Consider the following 15855-nt stretch of genomic DNA (forward strand, 5'->3'; position numbering starts at 1 on the left):
CATGAGTTCGACGTTGGACCTCGCATCCCGGGAGCACTCTGCCCGGGGTGCGGGATCGAACGCCGAAACAACACCCTGGACCCCACCACCCGCCTCGTCGTCGGCCCTCGGGCAAGCTGTCGCCCGCGCCTCCCGCCCGGACTACCACGGCTGGCTGTCCCACGTGCAAGCCGCCGCCGGCTGCACCCGCCCGATCCGCCTGTCCGGCACCCTTAACCGGTACACCGCCGCCGGCACGCTGCTGGACTCCCGGCACACCGACGACCTGCCCGACCGGGCCATCTACAAAGCCTGCGGCAACCGCCGCGGCACGGTCTGCCCGGCCTGCGCCCGCACCTACCAGCGCGACGCCTACCAACTGCTACGCGCCGGCCTCGTCGGCGGCAAAGGCGTCCCCACCACGGTGTCCGCGCACCCGGCCGTCTTCGTCACCCTGACGGCTCCTGGCTTCGGCACCGTCCACACCCGCCGCATTCGCACGCACACCTGCGCCGACCGTAAACGCTGCGACTGCCGCCCCGACCCCTGCCACGCCCGCCGCAACACCCCCGGCCTCTGCGAGCACGGACAGCCGGCGGTCTGCTGGACCCGCCACACCGCCGACGACCCGGTGCTCGGGCGGCCGTTGTGCCTGGACTGCTACGACCACGACCACCACGTCGTGTTCAACCTGCACGCCGCCGAACTCTGGCACCGCACCAAACAAGACGCCGAACGACGCCTCGCGAAACTCTGCCGTACTCGAGGAATCCCGTTCCTCGAAGTCTGCACCGATGGCAAACGCGTCCGGCGCATCCCACCCGTCCGGCTCTCGCACGGCAAGGCCGCCGAGATGCAACGCCGCGGCGCCATCCACTTCCACGCCCTGATCCGCCTCGACGGCGTCGATGCCCGCGACCTCACCCAAGTCGTCCCACCCCCACCGGGCATCACCGCCGACGACCTTGTCGAGGCTCTGCGCGCCGCTTCCGCCACGACGTTCACCACCCCCGAACACTTCGCCCGGCCCGAAGGCTGGCCGATGGCCTGGGGTGACCAGATCGACGTCCGCCCGATCACCCTCACCGGCACCGGAGACGTCACCGACGGCATGGCCGCCGGCTACCTCGCCAAGTACGCCACCAAATCGACGGAGATCACCGGCCACAACTCCACCCGCATCACCCACGACACCATCCAGCAGTACGGCGACCCGCACGGTGACCACACTGCCCGCCTCATCGCCGCCTGCTGGCGCCTCGGCCACCAACCCAACGACCACCACCAGCAGCATCGGACCGGGCTGCTGCGCGGCTCCACCGGCCACCCCGGCGGCACGTTCCTCGCACCGTGGGACTCACCGGAGTGCGGCGGCCACACGCGCTACCGGGTCTGCCCGCAATGCGCCGCCGAACGTCAAGCCAGCCTTGACACCCAACCTGCGAAGCCGACCGGCCCGGCCAACCCGTACGCACGGCTACGCCGATGGGCGCACATGCTCGGCTACGGCGGCCACTTCCTCACTAAGGCCCGCCGCTACTCGATCACCTTCCGGCTGCTGCGCGACACCCGCGTCAACTTCCGCCGTGCCGAGGACCAGGCCGCCACCGAGGAACCTGGCACCGTTCGCGCCGCGAACCACCTCGGCAAGGAAACCACCCTCCTCGTCGGCACCCTCACCTTCGCCGGCACCGGCTGGCACACCAACGGCGACGCACTCCTTGCCAACACCGCCGCCGCCATGGCCCGCGCCCGACACGACACCGGCCGCGATGAACTCGCCCACGAGGCCGGATCCGCCGTGGAACTTGCTCTGCAAGCCGCTTGACCGCACCGACCCGGAAGGAACGCCGTTGAACGAACCCCAGCGCAAAGCTCTGTACCGCGTCCCCGAAGCGATGCGGCAACTCAGCCTCAGCCGCTCCGTGATCTACGAACTCATTCGCTCCGGCCGACTGCGCACCGTCAAGGAAGGCCGGACCCGACTCGTCCCCGAGTCGGCCATCACCGAATACGTCTCCCTACTGGAACGGGAGAGCAGCAGAGGAGTCGCCGCATGACCAAACGCCGGAGCAGGGGAGATGGTGGACTGCACTGGGACGAGGCGCGACAGCGCTGGATCGCCTCGGTGACGGTCGGCTACACCCCGGCAGGCAAGCGCATCGTCCGCAAAGCCAGCGGCAAGACCAAAACGGCCGCGCACGCCGCCCTACGCAAGAAGATTCGCGAGTATGAGGACGGCCTCTCGGCCGCTCAGACGGGCTACACCGTGGCCCAGGCTGTTGAAGACTGGCTCACCTATGGGCTGAGCGACAGGGCAGCCAGCACCGTCGACAAGAACCGACACCTGTGCAAGCACATCGTTGCTGGCCTCGGCGCACGAAAACTCCAGGAACTTAGCGCCTCCGAGGTCGACCAATGGCTGCTGCGACTCGCCAAGACGCACAGCACCAGCACCGTGAAGCGCATCTACGAATGCCTCAATCGCGCGGTAACGCGAGCCATGGCTCGCAACAAGGTCAAACAGAACGTCGTGGCATTGTGCGGCGTGCCTTCCGGGCTTCCAGGTCGCCCGTCGAAGTCTCTTACTCTGGACGCCGCGAAAGCCGTCCTGAACGCTGCGGAGGAAACGAGGCTCTACGCCTACGTCGTTCTATCCCTGCTGCTGGGCGCACGTACCGAAGAACTGCGGGCGCTGACCTGGTCCCACGTCGACCTCGATGGCCGTCCGGACGGCGACGAACCCGTACCGCCGTCCGTCCAGGTGTGGCGGTCAGTCCGTGAAGGCGGGGACACCAAGACTCGAAAGTCCCGCCGGACTCTCGCCCTGCCGCTCCGCGGCGTCATCGCTCTCCGCGTGCAGCGCAATCTTCAGATCCAAGATCGCAAGGAGGCGGGCAAGAAGTGGCAAGATCTCGATCTTGTCTTCGCCTCATCCCTGGGCACCGCCCTCGACGCCGCCAATGTCCGGCGCTCCTTCCGGCGCATCACTAAGACCGCCGGTCTTGACCCCTCGGACTGGACGCCGCGCGAACTGCGGCACAGCTTCGTCTCGCTGCTGTCCGACAACGGAGTCTCGATCAACGACATCGCCGACCTGTGCGGCCACTCCGGTACCTCTGTCACCGAAAAGGTGTACCGCCACCAGCTCCGCCCGGTCCTGCTGACCGGGGCTGCCGCGATGGACCGGATCTTCGCCCTCGACACCGCCGTGCAGCGGTAGTCACCCAGTTAGTCACCCAGACATGACAGGAGGCCCTGTCCGTCTATGGGACAGGGCCTCTGTGCTGGTGGGCGATACTGGGATCGAACCAGTGACCTCTTCCGTGTCAAGGAAGCGCGCTCCCGCTGCGCCAATCGCCCTCGTTCAACTGCCGAGGTGGAGACGGGATTTGAACCCGTGTACACGGCTTTGCAGGCCGTTGCCTCGCCTCTCGGCCACTCCACCGAGCTGGCCCCGCACGTAACCTGTGGCGGCCTCTCCGAGCGGACGACGGGATTCGAACCCGCGACCCTCACCTTGGCAAGGTGATGCGCTACCACTGCGCCACGTCCGCTTGTCTCTCCGGGTTCCCCCGGCGACGGATGAAACATTAGCCGGTCGCCCTGCGCCTTGCCAAACCGGGGTCCCCCGGCGCGTCGCGGGTGGGGGGATCCGCAGGTCAGGGGGCAGTGCTGCGTACTTATCCACAGGCTGGCGAAACTCGCGAGCGCCTACGACCGCTTCTTGGGTTGGATAGGGGCCATGGAGATCCGACAGATCGCGGCCGACGAGCGCACCGACACGATGTTCCCCTTGCAGGCTTACGCGTTCATGGGGTCGCCGTGGGAGGACGCTGAGCGGGAGACCTACGCCCGGCGGATGGCCTACTACCGCACGGTTACCAGCCTCATCGCTGAGGAGGATGGGCAGACCCTGGCCGGTGCCGCGGCTTTTCCCATGCGGCAGAACGTGCGGGGTGTGGTGCAGGACATGGCTGGTGTCGCCTCGGTCTCCACGCATCCCTCAGCTCGGCGCCGGGGGCTGGTGCGGCAACTTATGACGCAACTGATGGGGCAGATGCGCGACCAAGGGTGCACCGTCAGCGCCCTCTATCCGTTCCGGCCGTCGTTCTACGGGCGGTTGGGCTACGTGGGTGTGCCACGGACGCGGACCGCTACTTTCGCGCCGGAAGGCATCTCCGAGCTGCTGAGCGTCGATCTGCCCGGCGAGGTTGAGCGGCTCAAGCTCTCCGAGGGCTTCGACGCATTCAATGCCATGACGCTGCGGCTGCTGCAGGAAAGACACGGCTTTTCCGTGTACGACGAAACGCGCACCGCCGAATTTCGCGACACCCCACCCCTCTGGGCGGCTATCGCCCGCGTGGCCGGCGAAGTGGTAGGTGTCGTGACCTATCGGATCGAGGAATATGGCGGCGACCTGGTCGCGGAGGACTTCCTGACCACCGGTCCCATGGGGCGCGCCCTGTTGCTGCAGTTCCTGGCTCGGCACGTGGACCAGGTGACCCGGATCGTGCTGACGATCGCTGCGGACGAAATTCCTGACCTTTGGGGTACGGACCTGGCGGTGCACACCGAAGGCCAGATCCGGTTCCCCGGCAAGTGCGGTCCTATGGTGCGGTTGCTGTCGATCGCCGCGCTCAACGGCCTCAGCGTCGGCGCTGACGCTGGCGTGACCGTGGAAGTGGTTGACGATGACCTGATCGCGGGCCGCTACCGCCTTAACGGCGAGGCAGGCGTGCTGACGGTCGAGGAGACCAAAGCCGAACCCGAAGCCACGCTGACCTGTCCCGGCATCTCCGCCCTGGCCTACGGCGTCCTCGACCCGATCGAGCTGATGACTCGCGGTTTCGGCCAGGTGCAGCCGTCCGCTATCGAGGCGTTGACCGCGCTGTTCCCGAAGGAGGTGCCATTCCTGTGGGCTGACTTCTGACAGACCACTCGCCCCGATCTGAGGCCAGCGCCGTTCCTGTGTGCTGCCTTCTGGCGGATCGGTTGCCCGTGGCGGGAGGCCGGTGCCGTTCTTGTGCGCTGGCTTCTGGCGGATCGGTTGCCCGTGGAGGGAGGTTGGTGCCCTTCTCCCGTGCGTTGACCTATGGGGATCCCTCGAACGTCATCGAAGATCGGGTAATCAGGGGGACGACTTCTGCCGGCCGTCGCCTGTCATCGGCGGCCGGGTTCCGTTTCCTGTGGTCCGACCTGTGGGTTGGATCGCTCGCCCGTCGCAGGGCGATCAGACAGCGGGCAAACCGGGGGAGGTGAATGCGCGGCCGTCGTCGGTTACCACGGCTGACTCGTAGCCGTCCGGGGCGAGTTTGGCCAGCCAGCCGAGGCCCGGTTCCCCCATGGCCAGGGCAGCTGTCGCGTAGGCGTCGGCGAGGGCCAAGTCGGGGCCGACGACGGTGACCGAGCGAAGACCGCGGGCGGGCTGGCCGGTGCGGGGGTTGAAGACGTGATCGCCGCGTTCGTAAACACCGGAGGTGGCTACTGCGGCGTCGGTGACGGCAAGCACCCAGCTCAGCTTGTCGGCTTCCCAAGGATGGCGGACGCCCACTCGCCAAGGGGCGCCCGTGGCGGATAACCCGCGAGCGCGGATATCCCCGCCTGCACTGATGCAGTGGTGCATGGAGCCTGCGGCGGCAAGGCGGGCCGAGGCGACCTCCACGGACCAGCCTTTGACATAGCCAGACGGGTCGAGCGGGCCCGCAGCGTACGCGTCGAAGTAACCGTCCGTGGACCGCCACAGGTCCGCGCACGCCTCCAGAACGTGGCGTAGATCGGGCGAATAGTCCGCGGCCTCGATCTCGCGGCGGCGGAGGCGGCTGACCTCACTGTCGTCGCGATAGGTGCTGAACCGATGGTCCACCTCGTGCAGCCACCGGCACACATCGCCGATCATGGCGGTGAGCGTGGCCTCGGGCAGGTTGTCGGCGAGGTCGAAACTCACGACTGTGCCCATCACCTGCTCGACGTGATGCACCGACTTGGCACCACGCGCCCTAGCTCTGAGCCCGGTCACTCTTGCCGACGCCCCTGTGGTCGCGGTCTCGGGCAGTGATGCTGTGCGGTTCGGAGTCTCCGCTGCCGCCGCATCGACCGCTTCCGCTGCCGCTGCCGCCGCGTTGACCGCTGCCGCTGCCGCCGCGTCGACCGCTGCCGCCGCCGCTGCATCGGCCGATGCCGCTTCGGCTGATCTCTCGCTGGCAGGAGCCGTCCCAGCTGGCGTCAGCCCATCCGACGACTCGCGGGCAACGTCCACCCCTGCGGTGCCTGCTGCCGGGGGAGTCGTCGCCGGGGAGGGTTCGCCGAGGTGGTGGATCGACCAGGCGGTGGGGCTGGTGGGGTCGCGGTCGGCAGGGTGGGTCACGTAGGCGGACCTTACGCGTTGGCGGCGTCGATGGCGGCCTGGAGCGACTTGGCGTACGAGTCGCTGGTGAAGGTGGCGCCGGAGACGGCGTCGACTTCGGCGCTCTGGGCCTTGACCGTGGACTGGTTGAGGGACTGGACCGCGGGCGGGTTGATGGTGCCGCTGTCGGCGGACGTCGGGTAGGTGGCGTCGGCGGCGGTGATCTTGCCGTTCTGGATCTTGATGGAGACCTGGACGGTGCCGTAGGGGTTCTTGCTGGCGGAGCCCTTGAAGACGCCGTTCTTGAGGCCGCTGCCACCGGCGGCGCCTTCCGACGACGAGGAGTCAGAGGAGTCCGAGCCCGACTCCTCCTTGTCCGAGCCGTTCTTGTCCGGCTTCTTGCTCGGCGTCGAGGCGTCCTGCCCCGAGCCGGTCAGGTCGACGGCGGGCGGAGCGGCCACCGGGACGGCCGGAGCGGACACGCTGAGCCGGACGCCCACGATGAGGGCGGCGCCGGTCAAGGTTCCTACGGCTGCTGCGGTGCTGCGTCGCATCAATAACTCCCGGGCTGCGAATCGAAGGGAACGGAAGTGGATCAAAACCAACGGACAGAAAGGGGGGAAAGGACAGGCGCCGAGAAGGTCGGGGAGGACCGAGACGGCGGAGACAGAGCGTGGACGGGAAGTGAGGAGGGTCGGGACGGCGGAGACAGAGCGTGGACGGGAAGTGAGGAGGGTCGGGACGGCGGAGACAGAGCGTGGACCGGAGGCGAGGAGGGTCGGGACGGGAGAAACAGAGCGTGGACGGGAAGGGCAGCGGGTCAGAACTCGAACGGGTCGAGGTGCAGCTGGCTGTCCGGAACTTCCAGTTCCCGCAGCGTCCCCACCGCTGCGTTGACCAGTCCGGGCGGCCCGCACAGATACACGTCGCGCCGGTTCACGTCCGGGACCAGGCCGAGGAGGCCTTCCGCCGTGAAGAGGCGGCGCGGGCCGGGGTCGTTGCGGGAGCCGACGATGTAGCGGACCCAGGCGTCGCGGCGCTCGGCGAGGTCTTCGAGTTCCTCGCGGAAAACCAGCTCGTCCGGGCGGCTGGCCCGGTAGATCACGATCGTGTCTGGCGGCATGTCTTCGAGGAGGGCGCGGATCGGGGCGATGCCGCTGCCGCCCGCGATGAGCAGGGCCCGGCGCCGGGTACGCCGTTGCGCGGTGAAGGTGCCGAACGGACCCTCCGCCCACACCTTCGTGCCCGGGCGCATCTCGGCCAGCGCTGCGGTGTGGCCGCCGACCGCGGTTACGGTGAGGCGGAGCCACTGGGAGTTGGGGGCGGCGGAGAGGGAGAACGGGTGGGACTGCCACCAGCCGTTGCCGTTCAGGAAGCGCCACCGCATGAACTGGCCGGCCTGGGCGGGGAGGGTGTCCAGGTTCTTGCCGTCGATGTAGATGGAGAAGGTGTTGGCGCCCTCGGAGACCACCTCGGCCACCTCGAAGCGGTGCCGTGCGTTGAGCCAGAGCGGTTCGACGATCCGGCCCCAGACCAGGGCGGCGATGACCAGGGCGCCCAGCGCCGGCCAGAAGATGTCGGCGAAGTCGCCGGACAGGTTGGCACCCATCGCGACCTGGTGGCCGTAGCCGAGGAGCAGCACCAGGTATCCGGTGAGGTGAATGAGGTGCCACAGCTCGTACGGCATCTTGGTGCGCAGACCGCGGATCGAGATGAGGCTGATGAAGACGAGCAGCCCGGTGGCGACCGTGGCACCGATCATGTCCGGGAAGGTCTTGATCATCGTCCAGCCCTGGTCGACCACGCCGGTCTCGCTGGTGAGCGCATAGCCGTACACAATGAAGACCGCGTGGGCGACGACCAGAACGACCACCGACGTGCCGAGCCAGCGGTGCCAGCGCAGGAGATCGCGGGCGCCGACCCACTCCTCGAGGAAGGAGACCCGGCTCATCATCAGCAACTGGATGAACAGGACGTAGCCGCCCGCGAGGCCGGTGATCCGGCCGATCGCCATCATGAGCGAGGTGGCGTCGCTGATCTCGCCGGCCTCGGTCTCGAAGAGCCACAGGGCGACGCTCGTGGCGAGTCCAGCGAAGAACAGCAGGATGGTCAGCAGCCGGTTGCCCGAGGTTGCCTCGGCCGGCGGGCGGTCGTCGGTGACGATCGCCGGGCCGGAGCCCTGCCAGCCGGTCGGATCCTCCGGCGACTCCACGATGATGTCGCCGCGCGGTACCCGCTCGTTGAGGTCCGGTTGCTCCCAGAAGTTCCGCTCGGGGCGCTGGTCCTCGAAAGTTTGATACATCGTCGGCCCTGGTCGCGCCATCGGTGTCACCGCCCGGCAGTCGTCTTCCGTCGGGCCGCCCCCCGGCGCCCCACAGGACGGCCCTGTCTGCGCAGGCCGTCGGGGGGTAGTACGCGATGCGGCGGGGGAAGGCTCAACGCGCAGCCAGAAAACTCGCTCCGCTACCGTCACCGACGTGACAGACAACCCCGCCGTGCTCACCGTGGTCGGCATCGGCGCCGACGGCTGGGCCGGTTTGACGGGTACGGCGAAAGCAGCCCTGACCGCCGCCGACGTCATCTTCGGCAGCGACCGCCAACTAGCCCTACTCCCTGTCCCCACGAGCAACGAAATACACCAGGATACGCTAAAAAAAGCTGATAAATCCTCCACGGGTTTGTCCACCGAAAACCTCGATGCCGAAGGGGCCAGCGGCGAGGCGGCCGGGGTTGAGGTGCTCGGTGCCGGAGTGGCCGGGGCTTGGGTGCTTGGGGCTGAGGCGGCTGGGGTTGAGGGGCTTGGGGCTGAGGTGGCCGGGGTTGAGGGGCTCGGGGCTGAGGTGGCCGGGGTCGAGGGGCTCGGGGCTGAGGTGGCCGGGGTCGAGCTGGCCGGGGTTGAGGTGCTCGGTGCCGGAGTGGCCGGTGAGCGGGTTCCTTGGCCTTCGCCGCTGCTGCCCGCATTGCCGGGTTTGCTCGATGCCTACCGCGGTCGCCGGGTCGCCGTTCTGGCTAGCGGTGACCCGATGTTCCACGGCATCGGCGCGACCCTGCGGCGCTACGCCGAGAATGTCCATGTGTTGCCGCACCCGTCATCGGTCTCGCTCGCCGCGGCCCGATTGGGCTGGCCCCTCGCCGACACCGACGTGCTCAGCCTGGTTACCGCGCCAGTCGAGGAACTGCACCCGCTGATCCACCCCGGCCGCCGCATTCTCGTGCTGAGCCGCGACGCCTCCACTCCCGCCAAGATCGCGGAACTCCTCCGGAGCCGCGGATACGCCGACAGCACACTGACAGTCTTGTCCCAGCTGGGCGGCCCGGACGAACAGCAGCGCACCGGCTCGGCAGCCGCCGTCGATGGCGCGGCGGCCCCGGCCTACGGCGCGGCGGCCCCGGCCTACGGCGCGGCGGCCCCGGCCTACGGCGCGGCGGCCCCGGCCTACGGCGCGGCGGCTGCGGCCTACGGCGCGGCGGCTGCGGCCTACGGCGCGGCGGCTGCGGCCTACGGCGCGGCGGCCCCGGCCTACGGCGCGGCGGCTGCGGCCTGCGGCGCGGTGGTCCCGGTCGATGGTGTGGCGGCTCCGGTAGACGGCGGGGTCGATGGTGTGGCGGCTCGGGTCGATGGTGTCGCGGATCCGGCTGATGGTGTTGCGGCTCCGGGCGGAGGCGTGGTTGCCCCCATCGATCTGACCGGGTTGGACCCGTTGAACGTGGTGGCGATCGAGTGTGGTCGCGGCGGGGAGCGGCGATCGATCACCCCGGGCCTACCGGACGATGCCTATGACAGTGACGGACAGCTGACCAAGCGTGAAGTGCGGGCGGTGACGCTGGCGTTGCTGGGCCCGCAGCCGGGGGAGTTGCTGTGGGACGTGGGTGCCGGGTCGGGCAGCATCGCGATCGAATGGCTGCGCAGCCACCGCGCGTGCCGGGCCGTAGCGGTCGAGTCGTCCCCTGAGCGGGCGGTGCGTGTCGCGGCGAATGCGGCTGCTTTGGGCGTACCGAAGCTCAAGGTGGTGGTGGGTCGCGCACCTGACGCTCTGGTCGGGTTGCCGGCGCCCGATGTGGTTTTTGTTGGCGGCGGGGTGACGCGCGCCGGGGTGGTGGAGGCCGTCTGGGCCGCGCTGCCCGCGGGCGGACGGCTGGTGGCGAACGCGGTCACGCTCGAATCGGAGGCGGTGCTGGCCGCCTGGTATGCCCAGCTTGGTGGGGAAATGACTCGCCTGTCGGTGAGCCGGGCCGCGCCGGTCGGCGGGTTCACGGGATGGAGAGCGATGATGCCGGTGACGATCTGGTCGGTGGTCAAGCCATGACGGTGCACTTCATCGGAGCGGGTCCCGGCGCCGCGGACCTCATTACCGTACGCGGACAGCGCCTGATTGCCGCCGCACCCGTCTGCCTGTACGCGGGCAGTCTTGTCCCGCGCGAGCTGCTCGACGGGTGCCCGCCCGGCGCCCGCCTCGTCGACACCGCAAACCTCGACCTGGACCAGATCATGGGCGAGATGGTTGCTGCTACCGAGGCGGGTCAGGACGTGGCTCGGCTGCACTCCGGTGACCCTGCGGTGTTCAGCGCGGTAGCCGAGCAGATGCGCCGATTGGACGCCGCGGGAGTGCCCTATGACGTGACGCCAGGCGTGCCGGCCTTCGCCGCCGCGGCGGCGTCGCTGGCCCGTGAGCTGACCGTGCCTGAGGTGGCCCAGACCGTGATCTTGACCCGGACCGCGGAACGGGCGACCGCGATGCCGCCGGGGGAGGATCTGGCCACGCTCGGCGCCAGCCGGGCCACGATGGTGCTCCACCTCGCCGTGCAGCGGATCGGGGCGGTCGTCGCGGAGCTGATCCCGAACTACGGCGCGGACTGCCCGGTGGCGGTGGTGGCCCGGGCCAGCCGCGCCGACGAGGTGATTCTGCGGGGCACACTCGATGGCATCGCGGCTCAGGTCATCGAGGCGGGCATTCGGCGGACGGCGGTGATCGTCGTCGGTGCCGCACTGACTGCGTCACAGTTCCCGGACAGCCACCTCTACTCCACGGACCGCTGCCGGACATGACGCCTGGCGAGGGTGGGGCGCTGTCGGTAGACACACCTGGCGAAGGCGGGGGGCTGCCGGCTCGTAGGCCTGTTCAGGGTGGGGCGCTGCCGCGGGTGCTGGTGCTCGGGGGGACCACTGAGGGGCGGGAGCTGGCTGCGCGCGTACCCGTGGTGAGTTCGTTGGCCGGGCGCACGTCCCGGCCGTTGCTGCCGCACGGCGAGGTCAGGATCGGGGGGTTCGGCGGGGTCGAGGGTCTGGTGCGCTACCTGCGCGCGGAACGGATCAGTGCGGTGGTGGACGCGACGCACCCGTTCGCGGCGACCATGACCGCGCACGCCGCCGAGGCCGCCAGGGTGACCGGGGTGCCGCTGCTGGTGCTGCGCCGACCGGGTTGGTCCTCGCAGCCAGGGGACCTCTGGTTTCGGGCAGCCGATCTGATGTCAGCTGCCGCGCTGCTGCCGTCCCTGGGTGAGCGGGTCTTCCTGACCACCGGACGGCAGAGCATTGCCGCGTTCGCCGGGCTGGCCGGCTGCTGGTTCCTTTCGCGGTCGGTCGAGCGGCCGGAACCGCCGCTGCCGCAGCGCATCGAGGTGCTGCTCGACCGGGGGCCGTTCACCGTGGACGGCGAACGCGAGCTGCTGCGCCGCCACCGCATCGACGTCCTGGTGAGCAAGGACAGCGGTGGCGGGACCGCGAAGTTGGACGCCGCCCGGGAGCAGGGGATTCCGGTGGTGCTGGTCGACCGGCCGCCCCTGCCCGCCGGAGTGCTGACCGCCGCGACCGTCGACGAGGCGGTGGCCTGGACGGCTCAGCTCGGGTAGGTCCGCGGCGTGAACACCTGGGCCGAGCCGTCGGTGCGCGGCAGCATGCGGGTCTGGCTGGACCCGACGATCAGCAGGCAGCGCATGTCGATCGTTGCCGGGTCCAGCTCGCCGAGCGTGGTGACCCGGACCGACTCCTGCTGACCGCCGACGTCGCGGCCCACCACGACCGGCGTGTGCGGGTTGCGGTGTTCGAGCAGCAGGTCACGGGCTCGGACCAGCTGCTCCTTGCGGCTTTGCGACGCCGGGTTGTAGATGGCGATGACCAGGTCGGCCGCGGCGGCCGCGGACAGCCGGGCGGCGATGATCTCCCACGGCTTCAGCCGGTCCGACAGCGACATGATGCAGAAGTCGTGCCCCAGCGGCGCACCCGCGCGGGAAGCCACGGCCTGCGCCGCGGTGAGGCCGGGCACGATCCGGACCGGCACGTTCTTCCACTGCGGATCCTCGCTGACCTCCAACACCGCGGCGGCCATCGCGAACACCCCCGGATCGCCGGACGACACGACCGCCACCCGGCGGCCCCGTTTCGCCAGGTCCAGGGCGAACGCGGCCCGTTCCGCTTCGACCTTGTTGTCGGAGGCGTGCTTGCGCAAACCTGGGCGGGCCGGGACCCGGTCCACGTACGGGCCGTAGCCGATCACGTCGTCCGCCTGGGCCAGCGCGGCCCGCGCCTCCGAGGTGAGCCACTCCGGGGAGCCGGGTCCGAGGCCGACCACGGTGACCGTGCCCTGCTTCGCGGCGGCCGGTATCTCCTCGCCTGCCATGAACGCCGCCGCGGCCCGGCTCGGGAGCAGGATCAGGGAGAAGTAGGGCACCGAGGCCGGGTCGACGTCGGCCACGCGACCGGTGCGCTGCAGGTCGGTGGTGGCGCGCTCGACGTACCAGGCGTCGTCGAGGCGGCCGGCCCGGTCCAAGGCCTCGCGGACACCCGCGAAAGTGCGGCCCAGCTTCATGATCGCGGCCGAGCCGGTGCCCGCCAGCTCCGCGGCCAATTCGGCCGGGGGCAGCGTGCCCGGCAGCACGGTCAGCGTTTCGTCGCGTTCCATCAGCGGGCGGCCGAGGACCGCCGCCGCGGCACTCACCGAGGTCACGCCGGGCACTACCAAGGTCTCGTAGCGGTGGGCCAGCCGCTTGTGCATGTGCATGTACGAGCCGTAGAAGAACGGGTCACCCTCGGCCAGCACCACGACGTCGCGTCCGGCGTCCAGGTGCGCGGCGAGCCGGTCCGCGCTCGCGGCGTAAAACTCGTCGATCGCGCCCTGGTAGCCGCCCGGGTGGTCGGTCGTCTCGGTGGTCACCGGGTAGATCAGCGGCTCTTCGAGCTGCCCCGCGCGCAGGTATTCGGCGGCGATCGCGCGGGCGTTCGAGCGCCCGTGCCTCGCCGCGTGGTATGCGACGACATCCGCCGCCGCGATCAGCCGGGCCGCCTTGACCGTGACCAGCTCCGGATCGCCCGGGCCGAGCCCGACGCCGTACAACCGACCCGCCACCGTCACTCCTCCTCCGAGGCGAGCGCGTTGACCGCCGCCGCCGTCATCGCGCTGCCGCCTCGGCGCCCCCGGACGATCAGGTACTCCAGGCCGGACTCGGCCAACGCGTCCTTCGACTCGGCCGCGCCGATGAAACCGACGGGAATGCCCAGCACCGCGGCCGGTCGGGGAGCGCCCGCCGCCACCATCTCCAGCAGCCGGAACAGTGCGGTCGGCGCGTTGCCGATCGCCACCACCGCGCCGTCGAGCCGGTCGCCCCACAGCTCCAGCGCCGCCGCGCTGCGCGTGTTGCCGATCTCCGCGGCCAGTGCGGGCACCCGCGGGTCCCGCAGGGTGCAGACGACGTCGTTGTTCGCGGGCAGCCGCTTGCGGGTCACCCCGGACGCCACCATCTCCGCGTCGCACAGGATCGGCGCGCCACCGAGCAGCGCTTTCCGCGCCGCGGTCACCACGCCGGCGCTGAACCCGAGGTCACCGGGCAGGTCGACCATCCCGCAGGCATGGATCATGCGGACGGCCACCCGCGCGACGTCGCCCGGCAGGCTCGACAGGTCAGCCTCGGCGCGGATGGTCGCGAATGATTGCCGGTAGATCTCGGCGCCGTCGCGCACGTACTCCATGTCAGCCCTTCCTCACGGCAGCGACCAGTGTCGCCACCTCGGTGGCCGGGACGGGGCCGGCCACCGTACGTTCGTCATCCTGCGGCGCCACGGACACCGCGTAGCCGGCGTCGGTGGCCTCCACCCGCACGTGCGGGCCGGCCGGGCTGCCGCAGCCCCGGCCGCAACCCACCCAGTGCACCGGCAGCCCGGCCCCGGGGCGGGTGGTGGCGTCGGCGTCCGCGCGTACGTCGGCCAGGGCCTTGGCGCAGCCGGGTCGCCCGGCGCACGAGGTCACCCCGACCCACCGTGATCCCGCAGCGGTCTCCAGCCCGGCCCGGGCGAGCTTACGCAGCCACCCTTCGGCCTGATCCGCAGGTACGTCAGGCACGACCACGCCGCGCCACGGCGTGACCACGAGTGTGGCTGCGGCCTCGAGGACCCGGATCGCCTCCTCGCCGAGCATCCCCAGCGGCACGAGCGCGCCCACCGTGACCCGCCCGTCCGCCTGGGCGATGACACCGATCGGCTCCCGGACCAGCGCGCCGAGCGTCAGGTCAGCGTGGGGGTGCGTCGTCGCATCGGCTGGCGTTTGGCCCACCCGATCCGTGGGCGCCGTTCGGAGTGGGACGGCTGGATCGCCCAGGTGGGTGCCCACCACCGCCGCCATCCGTGCGGGGCCGTCGGCCAGTTCGCGGACCCGCCAGGGACGGCGCCGGCCGGACTCGACGTCCTCGGCGGCCAATGCCAGGAACGCGTGCCCCGCAGCGATCAGGGCGGGCACCAGTTGCTCCCGATCGACCCGCAGGCCCAGGTCACGTCCGGCGAAGAGCAGGGCGCCATCCGGCAGCGCGGCCACGTCCGCCGACCGGGCCACGTCGCCGGTGCCGTCGTCGATCGCGAAGAGGAAACGGCCCGGCAGCGCGGCGAGGGCGGGGTCGGCACAGAGCGCCTCGTCCAGGGCGGCGATCGGGGTCGGATCCGCCAGCAGCGGCGACCCGGCGATGTTGCGGACCAGCTCGTGCGTCGAGGACGGCAGCAGCCCCACGGCTGACAGGCGTCCGGCGAGACGGACCGGGTCGACGTCGCGCAGGGCCCGGAGCTGCAGGTTGGCGCGGCTGGTCAGTTCGAGATGCCCGTCGCCCCACTCCGCAGCGATCGCTCGCAACTCGGCCAGTTGGACCCCGGTGATCCGTCCGCCCGGAATACGCACCCGAGCCAGTGGCCCGTCCGCAGCGTCGTGCAGCCGCAACGCGCCCGGACAGGCATCGCTGTCGGCTCGCTCCGCAGGGGCTGAGATGTCGGCTCGCTCCGCGCCGGGCGAGGCGTCGGCGTGGCCGCCGAGGCTGTCGTCGGGGGAGAGGCGGGAGGGCACGGCCCGGATACTACGGATCGGGGGTGACAGTTCCCCCAGGCCGGTCGGGATCGTCACACCGGGTCACGTTGACTCGGCGATGTGGGGTCGGCAGAGTGAGAGGTCACGTGCGGCGACGCCGCGGAGGAAGCCGGTGTGAGTCCGGCGCGGTCCCGCCACTGTCACCGGGCATGCAGCCCGGGAGCCAGAAACTCCGGTCGCCGTGAGATTCCT

The 15855-nt window shown here is 70.3% G+C and carries 13 protein-coding genes, 3 tRNA genes and 1 riboswitch; of the genes, 7 read left to right on the forward strand and 9 right to left on the reverse strand.

The annotated features are described in order from the left end of the window. Position 1: 1 nt before the first annotated feature. The 3 genes from ACIA1L_RS02395 to xerC are packed head-to-tail and all read left to right on the forward strand — an operon-like array spanning position 2 to position 3202. The gene (locus tag ACIA1L_RS02395; protein WP_396070605.1) at positions 2–1807 is read left to right on the forward strand and encodes a replication initiator; all 1806 of its coding nucleotides are present in this window, start codon (positions 2–4) and stop codon (positions 1805–1807) included. A 25-nt stretch (positions 1808–1832) separates the two neighbouring features. Continuing rightward, positions 1833–2039, forward strand: coding sequence for a helix-turn-helix domain-containing protein (locus ACIA1L_RS02400; RefSeq protein ID WP_396070607.1), 207 nt, complete (start codon positions 1833–1835; stop codon positions 2037–2039). After that, complete coding sequence (xerC, locus tag ACIA1L_RS02405) at positions 2036–3202, forward strand: tyrosine recombinase XerC (protein WP_396070608.1); 1167 nt, start codon at positions 2036–2038, stop codon at positions 3200–3202. The genes ACIA1L_RS02400 and xerC overlap by 4 nt, the downstream gene beginning before the upstream one ends. A 65-nt stretch (positions 3203–3267) precedes the next feature. Here xerC and ACIA1L_RS02410 read toward each other — a convergent pair. The 3 genes from ACIA1L_RS02410 to ACIA1L_RS02420 all read right to left on the reverse strand — a co-directional run bounded on the left by ACIA1L_RS02410 (position 3268) and on the right by ACIA1L_RS02420 (position 3536). Beyond that, a tRNA-Val gene (locus ACIA1L_RS02410) sits at positions 3268–3342 on the reverse strand. Between the two features lie 14 nt (positions 3343–3356). After that, positions 3357–3427, reverse strand: a tRNA-Cys gene (locus ACIA1L_RS02415). A gap of 37 nt (positions 3428–3464) precedes the next feature. Continuing rightward, positions 3465–3536: transfer RNA gene (locus ACIA1L_RS02420), tRNA-Gly, on the reverse strand. Between the two features lie 188 nt (positions 3537–3724). Between ACIA1L_RS02420 and eis the strand changes: the two genes are divergently transcribed. Further along, positions 3725–4912 (forward strand): enhanced intracellular survival protein Eis, encoded by a 1188-nt coding sequence (gene eis, locus ACIA1L_RS02425; protein ID WP_396070610.1) that lies wholly within the window; start codon positions 3725–3727, stop codon positions 4910–4912. Positions 4913–5212: 300 nt separating this feature from the next. On the opposite strand, the gene ACIA1L_RS02430 is transcribed toward eis, so the two are convergent. The 3 genes from ACIA1L_RS02430 to ACIA1L_RS02440 form a co-directional block, all read right to left on the reverse strand. Continuing rightward, a complete protein-coding gene (locus tag ACIA1L_RS02430; protein WP_396070994.1) occupies positions 5213–5938 on the reverse strand; it encodes an FAD:protein FMN transferase in 726 nt (241 codons plus the stop codon). Between the two features lie 419 nt (positions 5939–6357). Next, positions 6358–6879 carry an FMN-binding protein gene (locus ACIA1L_RS02435; RefSeq protein WP_396070612.1) on the reverse strand — a complete coding sequence of 174 codons (522 nt, stop codon included), beginning with the start codon at positions 6877–6879 and terminating at the stop codon, positions 6358–6360. Between the two features lie 266 nt (positions 6880–7145). Beyond that, positions 7146–8627 (reverse strand): ferric reductase-like transmembrane domain-containing protein, encoded by a 1482-nt coding sequence (locus tag ACIA1L_RS02440; protein WP_396070614.1) that lies wholly within the window; start codon positions 8625–8627, stop codon positions 7146–7148. 175 nt (positions 8628–8802) lie between these two features. On the opposite strand from ACIA1L_RS02440, the gene cbiE reads away from it, so the two are divergent. The 3 genes from cbiE to ACIA1L_RS02455 all read left to right on the forward strand — a co-directional run bounded on the left by cbiE (position 8803) and on the right by ACIA1L_RS02455 (position 12175). Beyond that, positions 8803–10632, forward strand: coding sequence for a precorrin-6y C5,15-methyltransferase (decarboxylating) subunit CbiE (gene cbiE, locus ACIA1L_RS02445; RefSeq protein WP_396070616.1), 1830 nt, complete (start codon positions 8803–8805; stop codon positions 10630–10632). Then, entirely contained in the window at positions 10629–11372 is a 744-nt protein-coding gene (cobM, locus tag ACIA1L_RS02450) for a precorrin-4 C(11)-methyltransferase (RefSeq protein ID WP_396070995.1), read from the forward strand. The genes cbiE and cobM overlap by 4 nt, the downstream gene beginning before the upstream one ends. 95 nt (positions 11373–11467) lie before the next feature. Next, positions 11468–12175, forward strand: a complete 708-nt coding sequence (locus tag ACIA1L_RS02455; RefSeq protein WP_396070618.1) for a cobalt-precorrin-6A reductase — start codon at positions 11468–11470, stop codon at positions 12173–12175. Here the strand turns inward: ACIA1L_RS02455 and ACIA1L_RS02460 are convergent. Genes ACIA1L_RS02460 through ACIA1L_RS02470 form a run of 3 tightly spaced genes read right to left on the reverse strand, consistent with a single transcriptional unit; the run spans position 12163 to position 15642 of the window. Further along, positions 12163–13668 (reverse strand): precorrin-2 C(20)-methyltransferase, encoded by a 1506-nt coding sequence (locus tag ACIA1L_RS02460; RefSeq protein ID WP_396070620.1) that lies wholly within the window; start codon positions 13666–13668, stop codon positions 12163–12165. The genes ACIA1L_RS02455 and ACIA1L_RS02460 overlap by 13 nt on opposite strands. Positions 13669–13670: 2 nt before the next feature. Then, positions 13671–14288, reverse strand: coding sequence for a precorrin-8X methylmutase (locus ACIA1L_RS02465; RefSeq protein WP_396070621.1), 618 nt, complete (start codon positions 14286–14288; stop codon positions 13671–13673). 1 nt (position 14289) lies between these two features. Then, a complete protein-coding gene (locus ACIA1L_RS02470) occupies positions 14290–15642 on the reverse strand; it encodes a precorrin-3B synthase (RefSeq protein ID WP_396070623.1) in 1353 nt (450 codons plus the stop codon). A 123-nt stretch (positions 15643–15765) separates the two neighbouring features. Beyond that, positions 15766–15836: riboswitch (cobalamin riboswitch) on the forward strand. The last annotated feature ends 19 nt before the right edge of the window (positions 15837–15855 follow it).

Origin of the sequence: Actinoplanes sp. NPDC051859, from assembly GCF_044452725.1 — a bacterium.
GTDB lineage: Bacteria > Actinomycetota > Actinomycetes > Mycobacteriales > Micromonosporaceae > Actinoplanes.

What these genes read in the sequence shown, in the direction of transcription:
- ACIA1L_RS02430 (WP_396070994.1), bottom strand. Translation starts at nt 5,938, where the DNA reads ATGGGCACAGTCGTGAGTTTCGACCTCGCCGACAACCTGCCCGAGGCC.
- xerC (WP_396070608.1), top strand. Translation starts at nt 2,036, where the DNA reads ATGACCAAACGCCGGAGCAGGGGAGATGGTGGACTGCACTGGGACGAG.
- ACIA1L_RS02395 (WP_396070605.1), top strand. Translation starts at nt 2, where the DNA reads ATGAGTTCGACGTTGGACCTCGCATCCCGGGAGCACTCTGCCCGGGGT.
- eis (WP_396070610.1), top strand. Translation starts at nt 3,725, where the DNA reads ATGGAGATCCGACAGATCGCGGCCGACGAGCGCACCGACACGATGTTC.
- ACIA1L_RS02465 (WP_396070621.1), bottom strand. Translation starts at nt 14,288, where the DNA reads ATGGAGTACGTGCGCGACGGCGCCGAGATCTACCGGCAATCATTCGCG.
- ACIA1L_RS02435 (WP_396070612.1), bottom strand. Translation starts at nt 6,879, where the DNA reads ATGCGACGCAGCACCGCAGCAGCCGTAGGAACCTTGACCGGCGCCGCC.
- cobM (WP_396070995.1), top strand. Translation starts at nt 10,629, where the DNA reads ATGACGGTGCACTTCATCGGAGCGGGTCCCGGCGCCGCGGACCTCATT.
- ACIA1L_RS02440 (WP_396070614.1), bottom strand. Translation starts at nt 8,627, where the DNA reads ATGTATCAAACTTTCGAGGACCAGCGCCCCGAGCGGAACTTCTGGGAG.